This window comes from Pantoea sp. SS70, from assembly GCF_029866845.1.
Lineage (GTDB): Bacteria > Pseudomonadota > Gammaproteobacteria > Enterobacterales > Enterobacteriaceae > Pantoea > Pantoea leporis.
Genome location: NZ_CP117199.1, coordinates 2,472,403 through 2,496,618, shown reverse-complemented (window position 1 = coordinate 2,496,618; position 24,216 = coordinate 2,472,403). Strand labels below are relative to the sequence as shown.

The following is a 24,216-nucleotide window of genomic DNA, read 5'->3' as shown; positions in this document are numbered from 1 at the left end:
AACGCTTGCGTGGCAGCAATATCACCTATGTTGCAACTTTGTGCAACCAGGTTAAATGTGACCTCGGTTGCACGCTTTGAACCGCCTAAAGTGTTAAATCGATAAATGCGGCATGAAAATTGCTGCAAGAAACTCGCCAATGTTGCAACCGCTAGCAACGAGACGGTTCCTGAACCCGATGAGGTGCAACTCAAACTGTGAGCAGGCGCAACCTGCTGGCATTAAAAAAGCGAAGGAAGGTGAAACCGGTGTAACAGCTGTGTTAAATGCATTGTGCGCGCCGACCCTTTGCGGCAGGATACCGCGCCTTAAGAGAAATCGCTTTCTCTGGATGCGGTGAAACCAGGCTGCTGTCCCGTTCCGACAGCGCTGATCAAAAAGATTTCTCTTGATGGATCAAATAATAAGTGGAGAGACTCATGAGTGTAAGTACACCGATGTTGGTGACCTTTGTAGTGTATATCCTTGGGATGGTGCTGATAGGTTTCATCGCCTGGCGATCAACCAAAAGCTTCGATGACTATATTCTCGGCGGGCGCAGTTTAGGGAGCGTCGTGACCGCGCTCTCTGCGGGTGCTTCCGATATGAGCGGCTGGTTATTGATGGGCCTGCCGGGCGCCATTTTCCTGTCCGGGATCTCCGAAAGTTGGATCGCCATCGGCCTGATCATCGGTGCCTGGCTGAACTGGCGCATTGTGGCGGGCCGTCTGCGTGTGCAGACCGAGCATCACGATAATGCGTTAACCCTGCCAGACTTCTTCTCCAGCCGTTTCGAAGATAACAGCAAACTGCTGCGCGTTATCTCGGCGGTGGTGATTCTGATCTTCTTCACTATCTATTGTGCGTCTGGCGTGGTTGCCGGTGCGCGTCTGTTTGAAAGTACCTTTGGTATGGATTACCAGACCGCGCTGTGGGCCGGTGCCGCTGCCACCATTCTCTACACGCTGGTGGGCGGTTTCCTCGCGGTGAGCTGGACCGATACCGTGCAGGCCAGCCTGATGATTTTTGCGCTGATTCTCACGCCAGTTATCGTGATTGTTGCCGTCGGCGGCCTCGATGATTCACTGGCGGTGATCAGGGCGAAGAGCCTCGAAAACCTCGATATGCTGAAAGGGCTGAACTTTGTCGCGGTGATTTCGCTGCTCGGTTGGGGACTTGGCTACTTTGGGCAGCCGCATATTCTGGCGCGCTTTATGGCGGCCGATTCGCATCACACCATCCGCAGCGCGCGTCGTATCGGTATGATTTGGATGATCCTGTGCCTGGGTGGCGCGGTGGCGGTAGGCTTCTTTGGTATCGCCTACTTCGAGAACCATCCCGATCAGGCGGCGGGCGTAAGCCAGAACGGCGAGCGTATCTTTATCGAACTGGCGCGTATTCTGTTCAATCCGTGGATTGCCGGTATCTTGCTCTCAGCGATTCTCGCCGCGGTGATGTCGACCTTAAGCTGCCAGCTGCTGGTGTGCTCCAGCGCCCTGACCGAGGATCTCTATAAAGGCTTCCTGCGTAAAAACGCCAGCCAGAAAGAGCTGGTGTGGGTAGGGCGCTTGATGGTGCTGCTGATTGCCTTGATTGCTATCGCGTTGGCTGCCAACCCGGAAAACCGCGTGTTAGGTCTGGTGAGCTATGCGTGGGCTGGCTTCGGTGCCGCCTTTGGTCCGGTGGTGCTGTTCGGCGTGTGCTGGAAACGCATGACGCGCAACGGCGCGTTGGCCGGTATGGTGATTGGCGCGCTGACCGTATTGCTGTGGAAAGATTATGGCTACGCAGAGCTGTATGAAATCATCCCAGGCTTCGCGTTCGCCAGTATCGCGATTGTGGTATTTAGCTTGCTGGGTCGCGGCCCATCAGAAGCGGCACAGCAGCGCTTTGCTGCCGCCGAAGCCCAATACCACAGCAAGTAACCTCTATCGCCGTTGATGGCGACATGTTTGATGAACCCCCGGGTGCGCAGGAGTGCGCACCCTCTAAAACCCGCTCCCCCATCCGCAAAACAAAATTAATTTCCTGCAGTGACTTGTATTTCTCTCTTCAGTAATGATAATCACTATCGTTCGCACTTTACGTTTTTTTACCTAAGGTTTACCCTTCTTAAAATTCAAGAGGTTGGTGATGTTCGTTCCCTTTCTCATTATGCTGCGCGAAGGTCTGGAAGCAGCGCTCATCGTCAGCCTGATTGCCAGCTATCTCAAACGCACCCAGCGCACCCAATGGTTTCCCGCCATGTGGGCCGGCGTATTTATCGCTGCCGCGCTCTGCTTAGCGTTGGGCATCTTTATTAATGAAACTACCGGTGAGTTTCCTCAGAAACAGCAGGAGCTGTTCGAAGGCATTGTCGCGGTGATTGCCGTGGTGATCCTGACGTCGATGGTGTTCTGGATGCGCAAAGTCTCACGCAATATCAAAGCCACGCTGGAAAAATCGGTCGATCAGGCGTTGCAGAAGCAGGGCAGCAGCGGCTTCCCGCTGGTGCTGATGGTGTTTCTGGCGGTAGCGCGTGAAGGGCTGGAATCGGTGTTCTTCCTGCTGGCCGCGTTCACGCAAGATGTGGGTTATGCGCCGCCGCTCGGCGCGGTGCTCGGCCTCGCAACCGCCGTGGCGCTGGGCTTTTTGCTCTATTACGGCGGCATCCGCCTGAACCTGGCGCACTTTTTCCGCTGGACCAGTTTGTTCATTCTGTTTGTCGCAGCGGGTTTGTCCGCCGGCGCCATTCGCGCCTTCCATGAGGCCGGTTTGTGGAATCACTTCCAGGATGTGGCGTTTGATATGAGCAACACGCTCTCAACGCACTCGGTGTTCGGCACGCTTTTGGAAGGGATTTTAGGTTACCAGGAAACGCCAAGCGTCAGCGAAGTGGCGGTGTGGCTTGCCTATCTCATCCCGGCGCTGCTGCTGTTTTTCTTCCCGGCCCGGCCTGCAGTCAACGCGGCACGTACCACACGCTGAAATTTAATCAGGCGCAATTGCGCGCCTGTTCTTCCATGTAACAGGGATATCACTATGACGATTCGCTTCCGCCGCAAGGCGCTGTTGGTTGCTATGCTGGCGCTTTCCGGTGCGGCTACTGCTGCCGTCCCGCAAGTCACGGTCACCGTGACGGACAAACAATGTGAGCCGATGTCGCTCAACGTGCAGGCCGGTAAAACCCAGTTCATCATCAAAAACAACAGCCAGAAAGCGCTGGAGTGGGAAATCCTGAAAGGGGTGATGGTGGTGGAAGAGCGTGAAAACATCGCGCCTGGCTTCAGCCAGAAACTCACCGCCAATCTGGAAGCGGGCGAATATGATATGACCTGCGGCCTGCTCAGCAACCCGAAAGGCAAGCTGGTGGTGAGCGGCGATGCGAAGAAAGCGGCAAACGGTAAACCGGATGTGCTGGAGCTGGTTGGCCCGATCGCCGACTACAAAGTCTACGTGATGAATGAAGTGAAAGAGCTGGTAGCGGGCACCAAAGCGTTTACCGATGCGGTGAAAGCCGGCGACATCGAGAAAGCCAAAGCGCTATTCGCACCTACGCGCGTGCATTACGAGCGTATTGAACCTATTGCTGAGCTGTTCTCCGATCTGGATGGCAGCATTGATGCGCGTGAAGATGACTTCGAGAAGAAAAATGAAGATCCGAAATTCACCGGTTTCCACCGCCTGGAAAAAAGCCTGTTCGCCGATAACACCACCAAAGGTGACGAAGAGTTCGCCAGCAAGCTAAATCAGGATGTGCTCGATCTGCAAACCCGCATCAGCGAACTGGCGTTTCCACCGGCGAAGGTGGTTGGCGGCGCAGCCGGTCTGATTGAAGAAGTGGCCTCCAGCAAGATCTCTGGTGAAGAGGATCGTTACAGCCGTACCGATCTCTCCGACTTCCAGGCCAACATCGATGGCGCGCAGAAAATCGTTGATCTGCTACGTCCGCTGCTGCAGAGAAACAACCCGCAGCTGCTGGCGAAAGTGGATGCTAACTTCAGGAAAGTCGACGGCATTCTCAGCAAATATCGCACCAAAGATGGCTTTGAATCGTACGAAAAACTGACTACCGCTGACCGTAACGCGCTGAAAGGCCCGATTACCACGCTGGCGGAAGATCTCTCACTGCTGCGTGGAACCTTGGGTCTCGACTGATCATGAGTGATAAAAATGACGCGGCGCAGCCGTCGCGTCGTCGATTATTGCAGGGATTAGGCATGTTGGGTGGCGCAGCCGCCCTCGGCGGCGGTTGTCCGTTCCATACCGCAGCCGCCGATAGCTTCTCTCCCGGCACGGTTGCACCCAACTCGCGCCAGCAGGCGCAACCTTTTTACGGCGCCCATCAGGCCGGTATCGTCACGCCGCAGCAGGCATCCATGATGCTGGTGGCGTTTGATGTGCTGGCGAGCGACAAAGCCGAGCTTGAACGTCTGTTCCGCTTGCTAACCGATCGCTTCGCTTTTCTCACGCAAGGTGGACCGGCGCCGGCGGTCACCAATCCGCAGCTGCCGCCGATGGATTCGGGAATTCTCGGTGCCGATATCGCGCCCGACAATCTCACCATGACGTTATCGGTTGGCACCTCGCTGTTTGATGAGCGCTTCGGCTTAAGCAAACACAAGCCTGCGCAGCTGCAAACCATGACGCGTTTTCCCAACGATTCGCTGGATGCGGAACAGTGCCATGGCGACCTGCTGCTCCAGATTTGCGCTAACACCCAGGATACGGTGATTCACGCGCTGCGCGACATCATTAAACGCACACCCGATCTGCTGGCGGTGCGCTGGCGTCGCGACGGTTTTATTGCCGACCACGCGGCGCGCAGCAACGGCAAAGAAACGCCGATCAACCTGCTGGGCTTCAAAGATGGTACCGCTAATCCCGATACGCATAATCCGGCATTGATGGATCAACTCTTGTGGGTCACGCACGAACAGCAGGAACCGGCGTGGACGCACGGCGGCAGCTATCAGGCGGTGCGTATCATCCGTTTTCACGTAGAAATGTGGGACCGTACGCCGCTCGGCGAGCAGCAAACCATCTTTGGTCGTGAGAAGTTATCAGGCGCGCCGCTGGGTATGAAAAACGAGCATGACGTACCGGATTACAGCAAAGATCCCGATGGCGATTTGATTGCGCTGGATGCGCATATTCGTCTCGCCAATCCACGCACGCCGGAAACCGACAGCAGCTTGATGCTGCGGCGCGGTTACAGCTATTCCAGCGGTATTACCGGCTCGGGTCAGCTGGATATGGGTTTATTGTTTGTTTGCTACCAGCATGATTTAACCAGGGGCTTTATTACCGTACAGCAGCGTCTCAATGGCGAAGCGCTGGAAGAATATATTCGCCCGATTGGCGGCGGATACTTTTTCGCGCTGCCGGGCGTGGCGGATAAAAACCATTATCTCGGGCAACCTTTATTGCAGGCCTGATTAATAAATGTGCAGCGCCTGCGATGGTCACCTCTTCGCAGGCGCATTTGTTAAGTATTCCTTAAACTTTTCGCTGGAAGTAATCACTTCCGAATGTTCTTAAAAAGTTATGTTACCCGTTAATAAATCATCTATATGATAAATATGAGAAATTTAATTTAAGGTAAAACACCTTAGGCTTCGCTTATCTTTTTTTCTTTACTGCTACGTAAAAATAATGTTGCAAACCACCGCAAATATGATGCACTTTATTCATAAGCGTTGTCAGTTGTGTGGCTAAGCCACTGGAGTTCGCGCATGATTCGTCTCTCTTTGGGACAGTTAAATAGTTTCACCACACGCAGTCCACTGCGGGGGATTTCTTCCCTCCAACGTAACCTCGCTACTTTTCAAACATCGTTCTTGTTCAATCTCATTTTCTTTACCGGTGCGCGCCTGCGTCTCGGCGCTGATGCACACCATTCTCACTGGCTCGACACGGCTTACAAGGAAGCCAACTAAACCTCTAAAGCGTTCAAGTCATCGCCGCGGGTGATCCGCCGCGATAAATGAAACCAACTGTAAGGTGCCACTATGGGAAGACAGAAAGCAGTGATCAAAGCACGTCGTGAAGCAAGACGCGTTATTCGTAGCGACTCTCGCAGTCACCGTCAGCGTGAAGAAGAATCGGTCACTTCGCTGGTGCAAATGGGTGGGTTGGATTCGATTGGTATGGCACGTGATGCACGTGACCGCGGGCCGATTGAAGCCAGAAATGAAGCTCAGGCACACTATCTCCATGCCATAGAAACGAAACAGCTTATTTTCGCTACTGGTGAAGCCGGCTGCGGAAAAACCTGGATTAGCGCAGCCAAAGCGGCTGAGGCCCTGATCAATAAGGATATCGAAAGGATTATCGTAACGCGCCCGGTTCTGCAGGCGGATGAAGATCTCGGTTTCCTCCCCGGAGACATTTCCGAGAAATTCGCGCCTTATTTCCGACCGGTTTATGACGTTCTGGTTAAACGTCTCGGCGCTTCCTTTATGCAATACTGCCTGCGGCCCGAAATTGCCAAGGTAGAGATCGCGCCCTTCGCCTACATGCGTGGACGTACCTTTGAAAATGCGGTGGTGATCCTTGATGAGGCACAAAACGTCACCGCCGCACAGATGAAGATGTTCCTGACTCGCCTGGGGGAAAACGTGACGGTTATCGTCAACGGCGATATTACCCAGTGCGACCTGCCATCTCACGCCAGGTCTGGCCTTGCCGATGCGTTAGCGCGCTTCGAAGAGGATGAAATGATCGGCGTGGTGCGTTTCGGCAAAGAGGATTGCGTCCGTTCAGCGCTGTGCCAACGCACGCTGCACGCTTACAGTTAACCGTTTGATTGAGAATGTAGCTTAAGTAAAACCCGGCGCGCGCCGGGTTTTTTTATTGTGTCCCCCCTCGGCTCGACACCATCCCCCTGCGGTAACAATTAGCGCCATTGTATTATTGATGCCTGTAAAAGTATTTTTGGTGATAAATGGCACTTCCGGTCAAAAATAATTTTAAGAACAATCCTAGTCACTTTATCAGGGTTCATCAGGGGCTTAACTCAAATCATAAGAAATTTCCTATATAAATCAGACCGCAAAGATCATCTCGCTTTATTGCCTTCCTAAAATTCCAGCTATATATTCGCGCGGTAACACACAGGGAAAGTGTGCCTACGCGTGCTTTCCGCGCCATTTTTACAAGGAGTAAACATGAGCAACTCTTACCAGAATGAAATCCCTAAAGCCCGTATCAACCTCAAGCTAGACCTGCACACCGGTGGAGCGGCGAAGAAAACCGAGCTCCCTCTCAAGCTGCTGGTGACCGGCGATTTCAGTAACGGCGCGGAAGACCGCCCGCTGTCTGAACGCGAAAAAATCAACGTCAACAAAAACAACTTCAACAGCGTGCTGGCCGATATCGCGCCTGCGGTGTCATTTGCCGTGCCGAACACCCTGGCCGGTGACGGCAGCGAAGAGAACGTTCAGCTTAACTTCCGCGACATGAAGGATTTCGAGCCGGAGCAGGTTGCCCGCCAAATCCCTCAGCTGCGCGCCATGCTGGCGATGCGCAATCTGCTGCGCGACCTTAAATCCAACCTGCTGGATAACGTCACTTTCCGCAAAGAGCTGGAAGCCATCCTGAAAGATCCGGCACTCAGCGACGAACTGCGCAGCGAGCTGTCTGCGTTAGCCACCGATCAAGCCTGATCATCCCCGTAACGGACTATAGAGAGAGAATGCTGATGTCAGTTCAGAATGAAACCCATGCCAATGGTGCAACCACCGTGCTGGATCGCCCGGCTGCGGGCGGCGTCTACGCGTCGCTGTTTGAAAAAATCAACCTCAATCCGGTGTCAGAGCTGAGTGATCTCAACGTCTGGCAGGACAATCAGGCGATGTCTGATGCCACCGCCGACGAGCGCGTCACCGCCGCGATGCAGGTATTCCTGACGCGCCTGAAAATCAGTGGTGCGAAAGTGGAGAAGCTGGATAAAAACCTGCTGGATCACCACATCGCCGAACTGGACCGCCAGATAAGCCGCCAGCTGGACGCGGTGATGCACCACGACGAATTCCAGAAAGTGGAGTCGGCGTGGCGCGGCCTGAAGTCGCTGGTGGATAAAACTGACTTCCGCCAGAACGTGAAAATTGAAGTGCTCGACGTATCGAAAGACGATCTGCGTCAGGATTTCGAAGATGCGCCGGAAATCATCCAGAGCGGCCTCTATCTGCAAACCTACGTCGCCGAATACGACACGCCGGGCGGCGAGCCGATTGGCGCGGTGATTTCTGCTTATGAGTTTGATGCCTCGGCGCAGGATGTGGCGCTGCTGCGCAACCTGTCGAAAGTCGCGGCGTCAGCACACATGCCGTTTATCGGTTCGGTCGGCCCGCAGTTTTTCCTCAAAGAGTCGATGGAAGAAGTGGCGGCGATCAAAGACATCGGCAACTACTTTGACCGCGCTGAGTACATCAAGTGGAAGTCATTCCGCGACACCGATGACTCACGCTACATCGGCCTGACCATGCCGCGCGTACTCGGTCGTCTGCCGTACGGCCCGGACACCGTGCCGGTGCGCAGCTTCAACTACATCGAAGAAGTGAAAGGTCCGGATCACGACAAATACCTGTGGACCAATGCCTCGTTCGCCTTCGCCGCCAACATGGTGCAGAGCTTTATAAGCAACGGCTGGTGTGTGCAAATTCGCGGCCCGCAGGCCGGTGGTGCGGTGCAGGATCTGCCGATCCATCTGTACGATTTGGGCACCGGCAACCAGGTGAAAATCCCGTCCGAAGTGATGATCCCGGAAACCCGCGAATTCGAGTTTGCTAACCTCGGCTTTATCCCGCTCTCTTATTATAAGAACCGCGATTACGCCTGCTTCTTCTCGGCAAACTCAACGCAAAAACCGGCGCTGTATGACACCGCCGATGCCACCGCCAACAGCCGCATCAACGCGCGTCTGCCTTACATCTTCCTGCTGTCGCGCATCGCTCACTACCTGAAGCTTATTCAGCGCGAAAACATCGGCACCACCAAAGACCGCCGCCTGCTGGAGCTGGAGCTCAACACCTGGGTGCGCACGCTGGTGACCGAGATGACCGATCCGGGCGACGAGCTGCAGTCTTCACATCCGCTGCGCGATGCGAAAGTGCTGGTGGAAGATATCGAGGACAACCCGGGCTTCTTCCGCGTTAAGCTGTTCGCCATCCCGCACTTCCAGGTGGAAGGCATGGACGTGAACCTGTCGCTGGTTTCTCAGATGCCGAAAGCTAAAGCGTAAGGCGCAGGAGGCGCGATGAAAATCTACCGACCGTTATGGGAAGACGGGGCGTTTCTGACTCCGCAGCAGTTTCAGCAGCAGTCACTGTGGGACGCCCACGTCGCCGACACCGTGGCGCGCATGGGCCTGGCGTATCCGTGGGGCGTATTACACGCGGAGTTCGACGACGGCGCGCTGGCGCTGTCTCGTCTTAACGCCACCCGCTTGACGGTGCGCTTTCCCGACGGGACGCTGACGGACACCGCGCTCTCCGACAACCTGCCACCGGCCTGCGACCTGTCTGTTGCAGCCGGTCAGGAACTGGTTGAAGTGGTGCTGGCTTTGCCGTTGCTGAGCGCCAATGGCGGTAATCTCGACGACGGCAGCGACAGCGAACGTCCGCGCCGCTGGGTGGCCGGTCGTGAAGAGGTGCAGGAGCTGGCGGGGCAGGAGCGCACCGGCATTGCCGTGCAGCGTTTTGCTCTGCGTCTGCGTCTCTCTAATCAGGAAAACGGTGCGTATCTCACCTGTCCGGTGGCGCGCCTGGTGCGTAACGCGCAGGGACAGTGGACACGCGACGCGTCATTCATTCCGCCGATGCTGTCGCTGTCGGCCAGTCCGGCGGTGCTGACTGCACTCGGCGATCTGCTGCATCGCCTTAGCGCGCGCCGTCAGCGGCTAATGGCGCTGCGACGCGAAAGCAACGAGCGCATGGCCGATTTTGCTGTCGCCGACGTCTCGCTGTTCTGGCTGCTCAACGCGCTGAACAGCGCCGAGCCGGTGTTGCTGGAGTTGTTCCAGTCGCCAACCCGCCATCCTGAACTGCTGTACCGCGAGCTGGCACGTCTTGCTGGCGGTCTGTTGACCTTCTCACTCGAACACGATGCCGGAGATATTCCGGCCTATCGCCACGACGCACCGGAGCAGGTGTTCCCGCCGCTGTTTGCGCTGCTGGATTCACTGCTGGAAGCCAGCCTGCCGTCACGCGTGGTTGCCATCGACCTCAGTCGTGAAGGCGTGCTGTGGAAGGGCCGATTCCACGATGCGCGGCTGCGCGAAGGGGCAGACTTCTATCTGTCGGTGCGCTCCTCGCTGCCGAATCACGAGCTGCAGAGCCGCTTCCCGCTGCTGTGTAAGGCAGGCAGCCACGACGACGTGTCGGAGGTGGTCAACATCGCGCTTAGTGGCATGACCATCCGCCCGCTGCCGCACGTGCCTGCCGCCATCCCGCTGCGCCTGGAGAACCAGTATTTCGCGCTCGACCTGTCAACGGGGGCTGCGCGCGCGATGCTCGACTCCGGCGGCTGCACCTTCTACACCCCGGAATCACTGGGCGAACTGAAACTTGAACTCTATGCGGTACTGCGCTCATGAACAGCAATAATGCGCTGACCGAACGCCTTTTCTTCGCTGGCTGGCTGATGGTCAGCCAGCTACGCTGCGGTCAGCAGATTGACAACGGCGATGCGCTCTACCGCCGCGCTACCGACTGGGTAAACGACGCCCGGCAGGCGCTGACGGAGGCGGGTTTTAGCGAAGCCAATCGCGACCACATGCTTTACGCCTTTTGCGTGCTGCTGGACGAAGCGGTACTGAACCGTGGCCAGCAGGACGACGGCTGGCTGCGCTGGAGCCGAGACCCGCTGCAGGTGCGTTTCTTTAACTCGCTTAACGGCGGCGAAGCACTGTGGGAGCGCATTCGCGAACTGCTGCGCGAACCCGCAGCGGACGAGACCGTGCTGACCTGCCTGTACCGCACGTTGCAACTGGGTTTTGTTGGCCATTACCGCGCGCAGGATGACGAGCGTCGCGAGGACGTGGTGCGCGAACTGGCCGCACGCGTGCCACCGTTTGCCCTGGCGCAGGATGCGCCGCTGGTAGTGCGTCCGGCAGGCATGCGCACCGGACGCCGTTTTTACTGGATGAGCTGGGTGGCCGCCGCCGTGCTGCTTGGCGGCCTGTGGTTCGTCCTCGACGGCTGGCTGGCGCAGATGGTGTCCGGCATATCGGGGATGGGCAAGTGAGACGCGGCATCGGTAATTATGCGCTGATCGTGCTGGCCCTTGTGCTTGCATTGTGGCTGATCCTCGGCTTCTGGCCGCTGTTAGGTATCACGGCAGCAGCACTGTGCCTGCTGGCGCTGCTGGTCGCCGGGCTGATGCTGTGGCGGCAGTCACGCCAGCGTGATGTGGAAATCGATGTGGCCGATGATCGTCTGCCGCCGGAAGATTTTCGCGGCGCGGTAGTGCTGGTGTGTGGCGACAGTGCATCGCTGTTCTCCGGCAATCAGCCGCGTGAAACCGCGCAGGGCTGGTATCTGCCGGTTGATGCACCCGGGCAACTCGCTGCGATGGCTGACTACATCACCACTCAGCGTCCGGCACTGCTGCCACAGGTCTCGCTGCTGCTGGCAGTGGTGCCGGAGCAGCACACGTCTGCTGAAGACTTCACTTCCCAATTTCACAGCTGGCAGCGTGCGCTGCTGCAGTGCCGCCGCGTGCTGAAGTGCGCGCCACCGCTGTGGACTGCATGCTGGGTATCACACCCGAACCACGAAGCTGAATGGTTCAGCATCATACCGGACCAGAGTGCGCTGCAGGCGTGCATCGCCGGCAACGACATGATGCCGCTGGCTGAATGGTTCCGGGAGCAGCCGCCACGCCTGGTGCAAATGCAGTGGCTAGACAGCCTGCTGATGTGGCAGGAAAAGCACATCACGCCACTGACGCAGATGAAGCCATGCCGCGCCGGGATTTGCCTGACGCCGGTAACGGCGCTTGCGGACAACCTGTGGGCGCAGCATCTTACTGGGCTGACCACGCTGCCTTATGCACCCGCAGGCACCGATGTCGCGCTGCCATTGCCGGATGCGCTGCTGGCTGGCTTGCCGCGCAGGCAGGGCGTCAGCCGATGCCTGAGGCTGGCGCGCGCGGCGGGCATGATTGTGGTGGTATTTCTGGCGCTGGCGCTGCTGGCGTCGTTCCTCAACAACCAGCGGCTGATCCGCACTATTGGTGACCACCTGACGCTGTGGGCACAGCTGTCTGGGGAACCGGCCGAGCCGAAGGTTCACGCGCGCGCGCAGTTAATCGCCGATCGCACACTGCTTGATGACTGGCAGCACGGCGGTGAACCGCTGCGCCTCGGCCTCGGACTGTATCAGGGCATGCGTCTGTTCGCGCCGGTCGACGCCGCCATCAACAGCTGGGCGCCTCCTCCGCCACCGCCGCCGGTTATCCAGCAGATTGTTGAAGGGCCGAAGACCGTGCGCCTCGACAGCCTGTCGCTGTTCGACTCTGGTAAATCCGAGCTGAAAACCGGCTCAACCAAAGTGCTGGTCAACGCGCTGGTCGGCATCAAGGCGAAGCCGGGCTGGCTGATTGTGGTGGCGGGTTATACAGACGATACCGGCAATCCGGCGCTGAACCAGCGCCTGTCGCTGAAGCGCGCCGAAGCCGTGCGCGACTGGATGCGCGACACCGGCGACGTGGATGAGAGCTGCTTTGCGGTGCAGGGCTTCGGCCAGAGCCGTCCGATGGCGAGCAACGACACCGCCGAAGGCCGCGCGGCCAACCGGCGCGTTGAAATCAGTCTGGTGCCGCAGGCCGACGCCTGCCAGGCAGCGGACGCAATCCCTCCGTCATCACAGGATGGTGACGGCAATCATGAAGAAAAGGAGTAACAATATGGCAATTCCGGTTTATCTGTGGCTGAAGGACGACGGCGGTGCGGACATCAAGGGCTCGGTGGACGTGCAGGACCGTGAAGGCAGCATCGAAGTGGTGGCACAGCAACACAACCTGTACATCCCGACCGACAACAACACCGGCAAGCTGACCGGCACGCGCATTCACACGCCGTTCCTGTTCACCAAGGAAATCGACTCGTCCAGCCCGTACCTCTACAAAGCGGTCACTACCGGCCAGACGCTGAAGTCTGCCGAGTTCAAATGGTACCGCATTAGCGACGCCGGCCAGGAAGTGGAGTACTTCAACACCAAACTGGAGAACGTGAAGGTGGTGAAGGTCAATCCGGTGATGCACGACGTTAAGGACCCGTCGAAAGAGAAGCATAACCATCTGGAGCAGATTGAGCTGCGCTACGAAAAAATCACTTGGACCTACAAAGACGGCAACATCATCCACTCGGATTCGTGGAACGAACGCGCCACAGCCTGATTACGCGTCATATTTCGCGCCGCAGGTGCGTTGGCTGCGCTCGCGCACCCCGGTCACTTACTTATGTAAGCTCCCGGGGCTGCACTCGCTTGCCGCCTTCCTGCGACACGAACTATTTAGCGTAATCCCTCCACCGGGCTGTTTTTTTGCAGCCCGGTGGATGCTGGCAACAGGGATTACAGGGCGCACATTCTGTAGCGGCGCAATTCATTGCGCGGTGTTGACCTTCAAAAATAACTGACGCTATGCGACCAGGCCAGATGCCTGGTGATTCCATCCGAAGCGGGTGAAATCACAAGTCATTTTCCATCTTTCCTGCTGCCTTATGCGCTTTGGTTTACGGCGAAGGGCGGTAGCGTGCCCCCAATCAGGAGAATTTTGCTATGGACAGTCAGTCAGCCGCTTTACTGCGTCGCCTCAACCCGTTCTGCGTGCAGGCGCTGGAATCCGCCGCGTCGCTGTGCCAGACCCGCGCGCACGCTGAAATCCAGCCGGAGCACTGGCTGCTCAAGCTGCTGGAGCAGGGCGAGGGCGACATCACCGTCATCGCGCGCCGCTACGAGTGGGATATGGACGCCATCTGGCAGGATTTGCTGGCATTTCTCGACCGCCAGCCGCGCGCGGTGCGAGGACGTCCGCAGCTTTCCTCTTCGCTGGAAGCGCTGCTGAAGCAGGCGTGGCTAATGGCCTCCGCATCTGATAATTCCCCGCAAATTCGCAGCATCCATCTGCTGATGGCGCTGTCCGAGCAGCCAAAACTTGCACAGTGCGAAGGTCTCTGGCCGTTGCTGAGCCTGCGCATGAGCCAGCTTGAGCGCCTGCAGCAGATGCTGGAAGCACAGTCCGACGAGCGTGCGGAAGCGGAACAGCCGGAGATGCCGGTCAGCACTATCGAGCAATCTCCCGCAGGCGAAGCCAAAACCCCCTCCACCGAAGCGCTTGCCCGCTTCACCCGCGACGTCACCGCTGACGCGCGTAGTGGCAAAATTGACCCGGTATTTGGCCGCGATAACGAAATCCGCCAGATGCTGGATATCCTGTCGCGCCGCCGTAAGAACAACCCGATTCTGGTAGGCGAGCCGGGCGTGGGCAAAACCGCGCTGGTTGAAGGGCTGGCGCTGCGCATTGCCGAAGGCAACGTGCCGGACAGCCTGAAGCCGGTGAGCGTGCATACGCTGGACCTCGGCATGCTGCAGGCGGGGGCGGGCGTGAAGGGTGAATTCGAGCAGCGCCTGAAGAACATCATCACCGAGGTGCAGGCCGCGCCGAATCCGGTGTTGCTGTTTATCGACGAGGCGCACACCATCATCGGCGCGGGCAACGCAGCGGGCGGCGCGGACGCGGCTAACCTGCTGAAACCGGCGCTTGCGCGCGGCGAGCTGCGCACCATCGCGGCGACAACGTGGAGCGAATACAAACAGTACTTTGAGAAGGACGCCGCGCTGGAGCGCCGCTTCCAGATGGTGAAGGTGGACGAGCCGGACGACGACACCGCGTGCCTGATGCTGCGCGGCCTCAAGTCGCGCTACGCCGACCATCACGGCGTACACATCACCGACGCGGCGGTGCGCGCCGCCGTCACGCTGTCGCGCCGCTACCTTACAGGCCGCCAGCTGCCGGACAAGGCGGTTGACCTGCTCGACACCGCCGCCGCGCGCGTGCGTATGAGTCAGGACACCACGCCGGAGGCGATAACCCGCTTAAGAGCGAAGCTTGATGCGCTGAACATTGAGCAGCGCGCCATCCTCGACGACGAAGCGCTGGGCGGCGCAGTGTCGCAGGAGCGATTGGCAGAAATCGCCGGCCTGATTGCGGTAACCGATGAAGAGCTGGAGGCGCTGGAGCAGCGCTACGCTGACGTGCAAGAACGCATGCAGCAGTTGCTCGAAGGACGCAAAGACGCCAGTCAGAAACACAACATCGCACAGCTCCAGACCGACCTTGACGCGCTGCAGCCCGGCGAGCCGTTGCTTACCGCCGACGTTGACGCGCGCATCGTGGCGGGCGTGATTGCCGACTGGACCGGCGTGCCGCTCTCCTCATTAATGAAGAACGAGCAGGCCGAACTGCTGGCGCTGGAAAGCCAGCTCGCCACCCGCGTGGTCGGTCAGGACGCGGCGCTGAACGCCATCGCGCAGCGCCTGCGCGCCTCGAAAACCGGACTCACCTCGGAAAACGGCCCGCAGGGCGTGTTTCTGCTGGTCGGCACCAGCGGCACCGGCAAAACCGAAACCGCGCTGGCGCTGGCCGACTTGCTGTACGGCGGCGAGAAATCGTTAATCACCATCAACCTCAGCGAATATCAGGAAGCACACACCGTTTCCCAGCTCAAAGGCTCGCCGCCGGGCTACGTCGGCTACGGCCAGGGCGGCATCCTCACCGAAGCGGTGCGCAAGCGCCCGTACAGCGTGGTGCTGCTCGACGAGGTAGAAAAAGCGCACCGCGACGTGATTAACCTGTTCTATCAGGTGTTTGATCGCGGCTTCATGCGCGACGGCGAAGGGCGCGAAATCGACTTTCGCAATACGGTGATTTTGATGACCTCCAACCTCGGCAGCGACGCGCTGATGCAGCTGCTGGAAGAAACGCCCGAGGCCACCGAGTCAGACCTGCAGGAGTGCCTGCGCCCGATCCTGCGCGACCACTTCCAGCCGGCGCTGCTGGCGCGCTTCCAGACGGTGATTTACCGCCCGCTGGCGCGCGAGGCGATGCGGATCATCGTGGAGATGAAGCTCAGCCAGGTCAGCCAGCGGCTGCAACGGCATTACGGCATCCGCACCACTATCGGCGATGGTTTGTATGAAATGCTCACCGACGCCTGTCTGCTTCCCGACACCGGCGCGCGCAACGTCGACAGCCTGCTCAATCAGCAGATCCTGCCGGTGCTGAGCCAGGTGATTTTGCAGCACCGCGCCAGCGGCACCTTAAGCAACATCCTGACGCTGGACACCAATGAAGAAGGCGAAGTGAGTTTTATATTCTGAACACGTGACGTTCTTTTTAATGACAAGGAGTGTGTATGAAAACCCAAAATATCCCCGTTTCACCCGCGTTTATCGCGATTTCATGGATTGCTATGCTCGGTGGCACATTGGTTTATCTGGCGGGCCTGTGGCGCGCAGATATGGAGCTGAATGAAAAAGGCTACTACTTCGCGGTGCTGATCCTAGGACTGTTCGCGGCGGTTTCGCTGCAGAAAACCGTACGCGACCGGCTTGAAGGCATCCCAACCACGCATCTGTATCACATGGTTTGCCTGCTGGCCTTAACCATTGCCGTAGTGCTGTTGCTTGCCGGTTTGTGGAACGCAACATTAATGCCGAGCGAGAAAGGCTTTTACGGCGTGTCGTTCTTTATGGCGCTGTTTGGTGCGGTGGCAGTGCAGAAAAACACCCGCGACAGCATGCACAGTGTGTCTGACAGCGCTGATGAAACCCCGCACGAACCTCAGGCCTGATATTCCCGAACTCTCCCGCTGCCGTCGCGGTGGCGAGAGAACGTTGACGCCATGACGGCGTTGTAATGGTTTTTGGTGAGTAAGCATGACAGATAAAGCTAAAAAAGCGGCTATTAAAGAGGGGAGCCTGCGCTTATTAACCTCAGGTGAGATTGCGCTGGCAAAATCTGTCTATGGTGAAAAGATCAATTACGGTAAGGTCTGGATTCATCACGACAGTTATTTGCCATTTGGCCTCCAGCATGAGCGTGTGGCCATGACACCACAGGGCGAAATCTATTACCGCACATATCTCTATAGAGATGATTATTCTAAAACCTCTTCAGGTGAACAACATACATTCATTCACGAACTCTGTCATGTCTGGCAACGAGACAGGGGAATGTGTGTTATCTGCCGAGGTCTTGTCAGCTGGATAGCATCTTATCGCTATATACTGGACGGGCGATTGCTGAGTGAATATTCGATGGAGCAGCAAGCTCAAATCGTCGCTGATAATTTTATTTTGCATGAATGGGGTTATGAATCATTTTTATGGTTGCATGGTAGAGAATCCGTGACGCTTGATGGCGAATTAAGTCTTCCTGTCATAGAACAACGCTATAAAAATGCACTCAGAGGATTTCCATGGTGAAGTTTTTTATCCTCAAAAAAACTGTAGCTATTTCCACTTTACTCGCAAGCTCGACATTTCTCACTGGTTGTCCGGGCGTTGGTGACAGAGGGTGGCATGATGAAACAACGGAAGCAGTGCGAGAAGGGCAAGAGATTTGCTTTCCCATAAAACAATCACAAGGGTATATCCCGACTTACCTGGCAATTAATCAAAGAGATACCCCGCGAACAGAGCAAAAAAACAGGATTGTTGGTGACGTTGTAATCTCAAATGGCATGCTATGTCTTCCCCCGGATGAGTTCACGCCTGTTGAAGGCAAAGAGTATGTAGTTAAATTTATTCTTAAAAACGGCGGGGGCATTGATTCAATAAGAAGCTTTGTCGTTGCTGTTAAAGTGGTTAATGGAAAATTGGGTAGCTATCAGTTACAGGATTCTGAAATATCGCGAGGCTATAAATAAGTAAGTGGGTGTGTAGTCAGCGCCTAAAACGGCCACCAAGATAAATGGTTCAAATGTTGAAGCATATTCGAAAGACGATGATAAGCACATTAATATGCTTACTTGTGACCGGGTGTACGTTGGGAGAAGAGCAGGTTGGATTTGAGCGTGATAACAGGGTAAGTCTGGTTAACGATATGCTTTGTATCAGCACGCCCCCAGAGAAAACGTATTATCTGAGCGTCATTTCGATAAAAAATAAGGATGATTCAGGGTTGAGGGAAACGTATGCGGGAAGTGAATTGTTAGACGTTAACGGCAAACGTTGCCTTTCACCATCACAGTGGTTTCTTGCAGAAAATCATGCCTATACTATTCATTACACTCTGCTGTCTACTTTAAAGATACGTCCATCTTTTAGAAAGGTCGCATCCATTAAGATAAGTAAAGGCCAGATAATATTTTTGCCATTGAATAACGCAGACTATCTTCCCAGCCTTATTCCAAATGATTTTTAGTGTTATAATTACAGATTGAAATCTATTTTATTCTTAAGTATTCATTTGAAAGAAACCATAATGAGATGCTATCAGTTTTATAAAGCAGGTGTTTACTCCACTCTAATAATGAGTTCCGTCTTTCTCACTGGCTGCCTTGGCGATAAGGTGACGTTTTCAGAAACGGCGAATATTACTCAAAGAGAAAATGCAGCATGCTTTGAAGTGCAAGGAGCCAGCGACTACACGCTAAAATCCATGAGTATATTCAGAAGGGGGCATGAAGATGATAGACAATCTTTAATGCCCAACAATACCAATTTAAAGGATGGGCGATTTATCTGTCTTTCCGAATCAGTAATTGACGAGTTTGGCGATGGAGAGTATGTGGTTAGATTTAGTTTGAAGCCAATTAAAAAGCGTCAAAATACAAGGGTGTTTTCAAATGCCATACAAATTGATGGGCTTCAGGTTAAAAACATCCCACTGCAGGAGAATGAAATTACGCATTACCTCGGTAACAATTTCTAAATTAATGGTAACTATTCGTGGTAATGCGGTCTCGTAATAGCATCAAAACAATTTATCCAGCCGCTGTCAGAGAACATTAATAAAGCCCAGAGAAAGTCGTCAACGTCCCCACCAGTGATAGAGACGTTGTGGCCGGCTGTCATCAAGGAGTGAATGACATGAACATAACTGATTTACTGCAAGGTGCACCCTCGTTAATAAACGGGACGTTGAACCGTTACAAGCTTTCTATCCCCTCATGCTCGTCCAGTATTGACGTCGAGAACTTTAACGGCACAGAAGCATTGAGTGAGAACTATCACTACGATGTGCTGTTCACCAGCCCGGATAAAGACATCACGGCCGCACAGATGTTGCGTAAACCAGCAACGCTGACCATGGGCACGGGTGAGTTGATGGTGCTGTCGGGACAGAAGATGGTGCATGGTTACATCACTGATTTTCACCGTCTGACGGGTTCTGCCGATCAGGTGACTTATCTGGTGGTTATTGAGCCACGCCTTGCATTGCTGGATAAGCAATATCGCTCGCACCGTTTCTTTGTGAATAAATCAGTTCCAGAGGTGGTGAGCCAGATACTGGATGAACACGGTTTTCAGGGCTGGGAATATGAATTCAGCCTGAAGCATGAATATCCCAAGCGTGAGCAGATAAACCAGTACCAGGAAAGTGATCTTCAGTTTATTCGCCGCTTGCTGTCGGAAGTTGGCATCTTTTACATGTTCACGCTCCAGCCAGATACCCAAACTGAAGTCGTCCGGTTTGGTGATGCTCAGTCTGCGCTTATTCAGGGTAAGCCGTTGCCACTTAACAGTCCTTCCGGCCTGGAAGATAACGGACAGGAATCTATCTGGGGACTGAATATCACCCACAAAGTGGTTGAAGCGGGGGTAGTCGCGAAAGATTACAACCATCGCGAAGCGCAACGTATTTTACGTTCGGTTCAGGCGGATATGTCGCGCGGCGATGGTGATGAGATCAACTACGGGCAGGTTTATCACTATCGTCCGCGTCATCCTGACGGCGGTGATAAATATGTGCCCGCGCCGGAGACTGCGAACTATTACGCGCGCCTCGATCACGAACGTTTTTTGTGCGGCCAGACGCTGATTACTGGCATAAGCAATGACGCATCGCTGGCTCCAGGTCAGGTGCTGACCATTATAGATGGTCTTTTGCCAACGCTGCCGGAACAGCTTCAGAGTCCGGTCGTCGTCACCCGCATCAACCTCAGTGCCAGCCGCAAGTCGGCGTTACAAATCAACCTTAATGGTGTGCCTTACAGCGAAACGCTGTGCTGGCGTCCAAGGTTGTTACCACGCCCAAAAGTCAGCGGCACCATGACAGCGCGTGTTACTAGCGCAAAAGACAATGATATCTATGCCTGGCAGGATGCCTCCGGTCTGTACCGCGTGGTGTTTGATGCAGATGAAGAGAGCAAAGATCGCGGCCAGGAAAGCATGCCGGTGCGCCTCGCCAAACCTTATGGCGGTGATATGTATGGTTTCCACTTCCCGCTGATACAGGGCACGGAGGTGGCGATCGCCTTCCGTGAGGGTGATCCTGACCAGCCCTATATTGCTCATGCGCTGCATGACTCGCGACACGTCGATCACGTCACAGAGAAAAACAGCACCCGCAACGTCATTCGGACCGCTGGGCTGAATAAGCTTCGCATGGAAGATAAGCGCGGTGAAGAGCACGTCAAGCTCAGCACGGAGTACGGTGGCAAGACGCAGCTTAATTTAGGCCACAACGTCGACGATGACAGGCTGCTCCGGGGAGAAGGCGCGGAATTGCGAACAGATGACTGGGTTGCCGTTCGCGGTGGCAAAGGTGTATTCATCTCGGCTGATGCACAACAAAGTGCACAAGGGCGCATGATGGATATGGAAGAGGCAATACGGCAACTTAAAAACGCGCTATCGCTAGCAAAAAGCTTAAACGAAATTGCTCAAAAAGCTGAAGCAACCCAAGGCGACTCAGATTCTCATGAAGAACTTAATAATGCGCTGGAAGATTTGAAGCAAGCAGGGATTTTGGCTCATGCTCCTGAAGGCATTGGAATTGTCAGCCCCAAATCAGTACGTATGGCTTCAGGTGGAGCAAGCGTTGGTCTGATGTCGGGGAAAAATACGGACATCAGTGCTGGAGAGTCAATCACGCTAGCGGCTACCAAAACTGTCAGCGTGTTTGCGCAGGGAGAGGGAATGCAGTTGATTGCTGGCGCAGGGAAATTGGATATCCAGGCTCAGAAAGGCGAGCTTAACGCAGCAGCACAACAAGACATCACGATAAGCAGCGCTGAAGGGAAAGTCACTGTAAGCGCTAGTCAGGAACTGACTATCACTTGTGGCGGAGCCTATATAAAACTCAGCGGTGGCAATATTGAGATGGGTGCGCCTGGAAATATTCTTTTGAAATGCGCCAATGCGCAGAAAATGGGACCAGCCACGCTAGACTCTCCACCACATACCTTCCCTAAAGGATACGGTGAAGGTTTTACATTAAAAGGTTCAGAAAGTGGTGAAATCCAACCCTTTACATTTTACAAGGTCACCACCGGAGAAGGTGAGGTGTATGAAGGCGTTTCTGATGAACATGGAAAAACAATGCGGATATTCACAGCTATGCCATCAGCATTGAAAATTGAGTTCCCGGATGAAGAAATGACCGATATCAAGGAAGAAAAATAATGAGCACAGCAACTACGTCTCTGGAATGCAAATATCCAGATGCCTGGACAGGTAAACAAAAAAAATACTGGGTTGAGATTCAGCTTCTGGATGAACGTGAAGAACCCATCCCTAATATGCCGTATGTGGCCGAAAATGCCGCTACACGTAGTCAGTGCGCTTCATATATCGGTAAAAGCGACGTCAGTGGCATCATTCGAATCGAGGGTTTACATCCGCTAGAGCTGATTTTACATATTGAAGCAAAGTCGCTTGCAGACGAGATGGAAAAAAGGGCATTGCGTCCCTTTGGACGTGCTGAGGATGATTCAACCGTAAAACCCAAAGCGGTTGTGGAAGGATACGAATATCGTTATCTAAAAATAGGTCATCTATGCGATAGCCTTCCTGATATGATGCCGGAATGGAAAGATAAAGCGAACCCACCGAAATATCACTTTCCGGATTTGCGCTTTTCCGGTCAAACGATAAAAAAGCTAAACTGTCGTTACGTTTTTGAAGTGTGTCCATTCCGGGCCTGGTCACTGATACTGCACCATCAAACAGATTACTCGATAGTTAATGCTTATAATCTAGGGATAATGGCCGATCTTTCTTATTCAACAGAAGAAAAGATCATTCAGTATTTCAAACAGGCATATATTGATCTATCCACGGCCCCAAAATTAAGTGATAAAAACGACTATTATGCCGTGGTTAAAGACGTCCCCTTCAGTCAGCGATACATCAACCCACGCTTCGTTACCACTGCCGGGAATATCATTCAGCATGATACTCAGTTATTTTATGTCTCAAATGATGAACATGTCGTTGTAGCTTGGCGTGGTACTCAAGAGTTGAGAGACTGGTTAACTGACATCACATTTAGCCCACAAAAGTGCCCGTCCTATCTTGCCCCGATGGGTAAAATCCACAAAGGATTTTTAGATGCTTTTGAATATGCTAAAAATAAGGGCAAGGCAAATTTTGAAGAATTAGATTCTTTAATTGATGATAAAGAGCACTTTCTTTGCGGACATAGTTTAGGTGGAGCATTAGCATTAATTCATGCTGCTGAGTTAAAATCGACAAAACCACTATTATACACCTATGGAATGCCGAGGGTTTTCACTGCTGATGCCACCTTACAGCTTTCGGAAGTTACTCACTACCGACACGTTAATGACTCAGATAGCATTACTAGCGTTCCGATGGATGTGAACCTGTATAACTGGTTTTATGAGATTTATGGCCCAGTTGGCACCATGCTGGGTTTTACATGGTCTGTAGCTGAGTTGCTTTCGCAGAAAATCTCTGGTGTAACCGTCGGCGACAGCTTTTGGCATCATGGTGATATTGTGCTGTTCTATTACACCACACAGGTGGTGGAAAGCCTGCAATGCGAAGGCTCTATGAGTGCTCCCAGATGTCGCAGAATAAAGTATAGATTACCTAAAAAAACAAAATATTATTTAATTCCTTCCCTGGCTGAAGATAAAAGTATTTCGGCAAGAAATCACAACTTGCAATTTATTCGATCATTAAATATTGAAAGCATGAAGAAGTTTTTCCCTAAAAATACCAATCCGGATCTGGATTCTATACTTACCGACCCTGGAAATCACTCTATGTCTTCAGCCTATCTGCCATATATTAACAATCAACTGGTGGAGTTGGTGTCTTATGATATCACTCTGAAACGAAAAGAAAGCAGGATCGCATTTGAGAAACAGATGTCAGATTCTGGTATTCCTGATGATGAAAAGGAAAGAAACCGGATGTTCTCTGCATTACAGGGTTTAGTAGCAGAAACCATCAGAGTAACAGAGCGGATGCCAGAGTCAGATGCTATTCTGGATCGTTTCGGCAAGACAAAAAAGGAATTAAACGAATGAATATGATAAATGTATTACTCTTACCATCATTATTATTACTAAACGGTTGTGTGTTTAGCGAAGATTTATCTCCTCCATTTGGAGGTAAGACTGTAAAAGTATCGGTAGTTAAACCTGCCGACGTGGATATTTTACCGATGGATGTTATTTACCGCTCTGAAAAATGCAGAGATAAAGTTTTCACCTCTGCGGGTTCAATAACTACCCGTGCTGGTTATCGCCTACTGACAGTCCCTTTTAAACAAGAGTTCGTTGATGATTTAGTGAGTGGCAATGTCTTCGTTAATGGTGGTGGTAGGTGTGAATGGAAACTCAGTAATATACGATTTCAGTTTAAATTTAGTGATGTGAAGAAATTTGGGGTTGATATTAAAAGTAATATTTCCAATGACATCGTTTTTGTTTTTGATAACAATCCTCCCCCCCGGGGAGATGGGCACTATATGAACGTGTCTGGCAACGTTGAAATAAGAGATGATTATTACCCACTCATCAGAAATGACCGCATGATAGACCATGCTAAAATCCTCAGGTTAATAAATGAAGATATGTTAAATTATAGAGTTAGTAATTCTGAACTTATTGTTTTCAAACCCAAGGTTCATTCTAAAAAGATTATTAATTTTTTAGGACCAGAGAAGTTTGGTGAGGACTCGATTACGACTTATCCTGATGGAACTCAAACGACCAATGCCAATGGACCTGACCCGATTAATTTTAAGAAACTAAATTTAATGAATTGAATT

At 53.8% G+C, this 24,216-nt stretch carries 20 protein-coding genes; all 20 read left to right on the top strand.

Translation table 11 applies throughout. From position 1 onward, the window contains the following. Window positions 1-419 precede the first annotated feature (419 nt). The 20 genes from putP (at window position 420) to PO881_RS11500 (ending at window position 24,213) form a co-directional block, all read left to right on the top strand. The gene (putP, locus tag PO881_RS11595) at window positions 420-1,904 is read left to right on the top strand and encodes a sodium/proline symporter PutP (protein ID WP_192233556.1); all 1,485 of its coding nucleotides are present in this window, start codon (window positions 420-422) and stop codon (window positions 1,902-1,904) included. A 208-nt stretch (window positions 1,905-2,112) separates the two neighbouring features. Next, entirely contained in the window at window positions 2,113-2,946 is an 834-nt protein-coding gene (gene efeU, locus PO881_RS11590) for an iron uptake transporter permease EfeU (protein ID WP_101764052.1), read from the top strand. Window positions 2,947-3,000: 54 nt separating this feature from the next. Beyond that, window positions 3,001-4,116: an iron uptake system protein EfeO gene (efeO, locus tag PO881_RS11585; RefSeq protein ID WP_280171807.1), complete on the top strand. Its 1,116-nt coding sequence runs from the start codon at window positions 3,001-3,003 to the stop codon at window positions 4,114-4,116. 2 nt (window positions 4,117-4,118) lie between these two features. Beyond that, entirely contained in the window at window positions 4,119-5,396 is a 1,278-nt protein-coding gene (efeB, locus tag PO881_RS11580; protein WP_280171806.1) for an iron uptake transporter deferrochelatase/peroxidase subunit, read from the top strand. A gap of 297 nt (window positions 5,397-5,693) precedes the next feature. Further along, the gene (locus tag PO881_RS11575; RefSeq protein WP_110866394.1) at window positions 5,694-5,897 is read left to right on the top strand and encodes a hypothetical protein; all 204 of its coding nucleotides are present in this window, start codon (window positions 5,694-5,696) and stop codon (window positions 5,895-5,897) included. Between the two features lie 72 nt (window positions 5,898-5,969). Next, a complete protein-coding gene (gene phoH / locus PO881_RS11570; RefSeq protein WP_101764056.1) occupies window positions 5,970-6,758 on the top strand; it encodes a phosphate starvation-inducible protein PhoH in 789 nt (262 codons plus the stop codon). A gap of 369 nt (window positions 6,759-7,127) precedes the next feature. Beyond that, entirely contained in the window at window positions 7,128-7,625 is a 498-nt protein-coding gene (gene tssB / locus PO881_RS11565) for a type VI secretion system contractile sheath small subunit (RefSeq protein WP_101764057.1), read from the top strand. A 29-nt stretch (window positions 7,626-7,654) separates the two neighbouring features. Then, a complete protein-coding gene (gene tssC / locus PO881_RS11560; protein WP_154157405.1) occupies window positions 7,655-9,202 on the top strand; it encodes a type VI secretion system contractile sheath large subunit in 1,548 nt (515 codons plus the stop codon). Between the two features lie 15 nt (window positions 9,203-9,217). After that, window positions 9,218-10,555 (top strand): type VI secretion system baseplate subunit TssK, encoded by a 1,338-nt coding sequence (tssK, locus tag PO881_RS11555; protein ID WP_280171805.1) that lies wholly within the window; start codon window positions 9,218-9,220, stop codon window positions 10,553-10,555. Continuing rightward, window positions 10,552-11,205: a type VI secretion system protein TssL, short form gene (tssL, locus tag PO881_RS11550; RefSeq protein ID WP_280171804.1), complete on the top strand. Its 654-nt coding sequence runs from the start codon at window positions 10,552-10,554 to the stop codon at window positions 11,203-11,205. The genes tssK and tssL overlap by 4 nt, the downstream gene beginning before the upstream one ends. Beyond that, window positions 11,202-12,863: an OmpA family protein gene (locus PO881_RS11545; RefSeq protein ID WP_280171803.1), complete on the top strand. Its 1,662-nt coding sequence runs from the start codon at window positions 11,202-11,204 to the stop codon at window positions 12,861-12,863. Before tssL ends, PO881_RS11545 begins: the two co-directional genes overlap by 4 nt. A 4-nt stretch (window positions 12,864-12,867) precedes the next feature. After that, the gene (hcp, locus tag PO881_RS11540; RefSeq protein ID WP_064741351.1) at window positions 12,868-13,359 is read left to right on the top strand and encodes a type VI secretion system effector Hcp; all 492 of its coding nucleotides are present in this window, start codon (window positions 12,868-12,870) and stop codon (window positions 13,357-13,359) included. A gap of 383 nt (window positions 13,360-13,742) precedes the next feature. Further along, on the top strand, window positions 13,743-16,343 hold the full coding sequence (gene tssH, locus PO881_RS11535) for a type VI secretion system ATPase TssH (RefSeq protein ID WP_280171802.1): 2,601 nt from the start codon (window positions 13,743-13,745) through the stop codon (window positions 16,341-16,343). A 35-nt stretch (window positions 16,344-16,378) separates the two neighbouring features. Beyond that, a complete protein-coding gene (gene yiaA, locus PO881_RS11530) occupies window positions 16,379-16,816 on the top strand; it encodes an inner membrane protein YiaA (protein ID WP_192411620.1) in 438 nt (145 codons plus the stop codon). Between the two features lie 85 nt (window positions 16,817-16,901). After that, on the top strand, window positions 16,902-17,450 hold the full coding sequence (locus PO881_RS11525) for a type IV secretion protein Rhs (protein ID WP_192411621.1): 549 nt from the start codon (window positions 16,902-16,904) through the stop codon (window positions 17,448-17,450). Continuing rightward, window positions 17,444-17,893 carry a putative T6SS immunity periplasmic lipoprotein gene (locus PO881_RS11520; protein ID WP_280171801.1) on the top strand — a complete coding sequence of 150 codons (450 nt, stop codon included), beginning with the start codon at window positions 17,444-17,446 and terminating at the stop codon, window positions 17,891-17,893. Before PO881_RS11525 ends, PO881_RS11520 begins: the two co-directional genes overlap by 7 nt. A 557-nt stretch (window positions 17,894-18,450) precedes the next feature. Then, the gene (locus tag PO881_RS11515) at window positions 18,451-18,900 is read left to right on the top strand and encodes a putative T6SS immunity periplasmic lipoprotein (RefSeq protein WP_280171800.1); all 450 of its coding nucleotides are present in this window, start codon (window positions 18,451-18,453) and stop codon (window positions 18,898-18,900) included. Between the two features lie 158 nt (window positions 18,901-19,058). Continuing rightward, entirely contained in the window at window positions 19,059-21,596 is a 2,538-nt protein-coding gene (gene vgrG / locus PO881_RS11510) for a type VI secretion system tip protein VgrG (RefSeq protein WP_280171799.1), read from the top strand. Beyond that, the gene (locus tag PO881_RS11505; RefSeq protein ID WP_280171798.1) at window positions 21,596-23,470 is read left to right on the top strand and encodes a lipase family protein; all 1,875 of its coding nucleotides are present in this window, start codon (window positions 21,596-21,598) and stop codon (window positions 23,468-23,470) included. Before vgrG ends, PO881_RS11505 begins: the two co-directional genes overlap by 1 nt. Further along, window positions 23,467-24,213: a hypothetical protein gene (locus tag PO881_RS11500; RefSeq protein WP_280171797.1), complete on the top strand. Its 747-nt coding sequence runs from the start codon at window positions 23,467-23,469 to the stop codon at window positions 24,211-24,213. Before PO881_RS11505 ends, PO881_RS11500 begins: the two co-directional genes overlap by 4 nt. The last annotated feature ends 3 nt before the right edge of the window (window positions 24,214-24,216 follow it).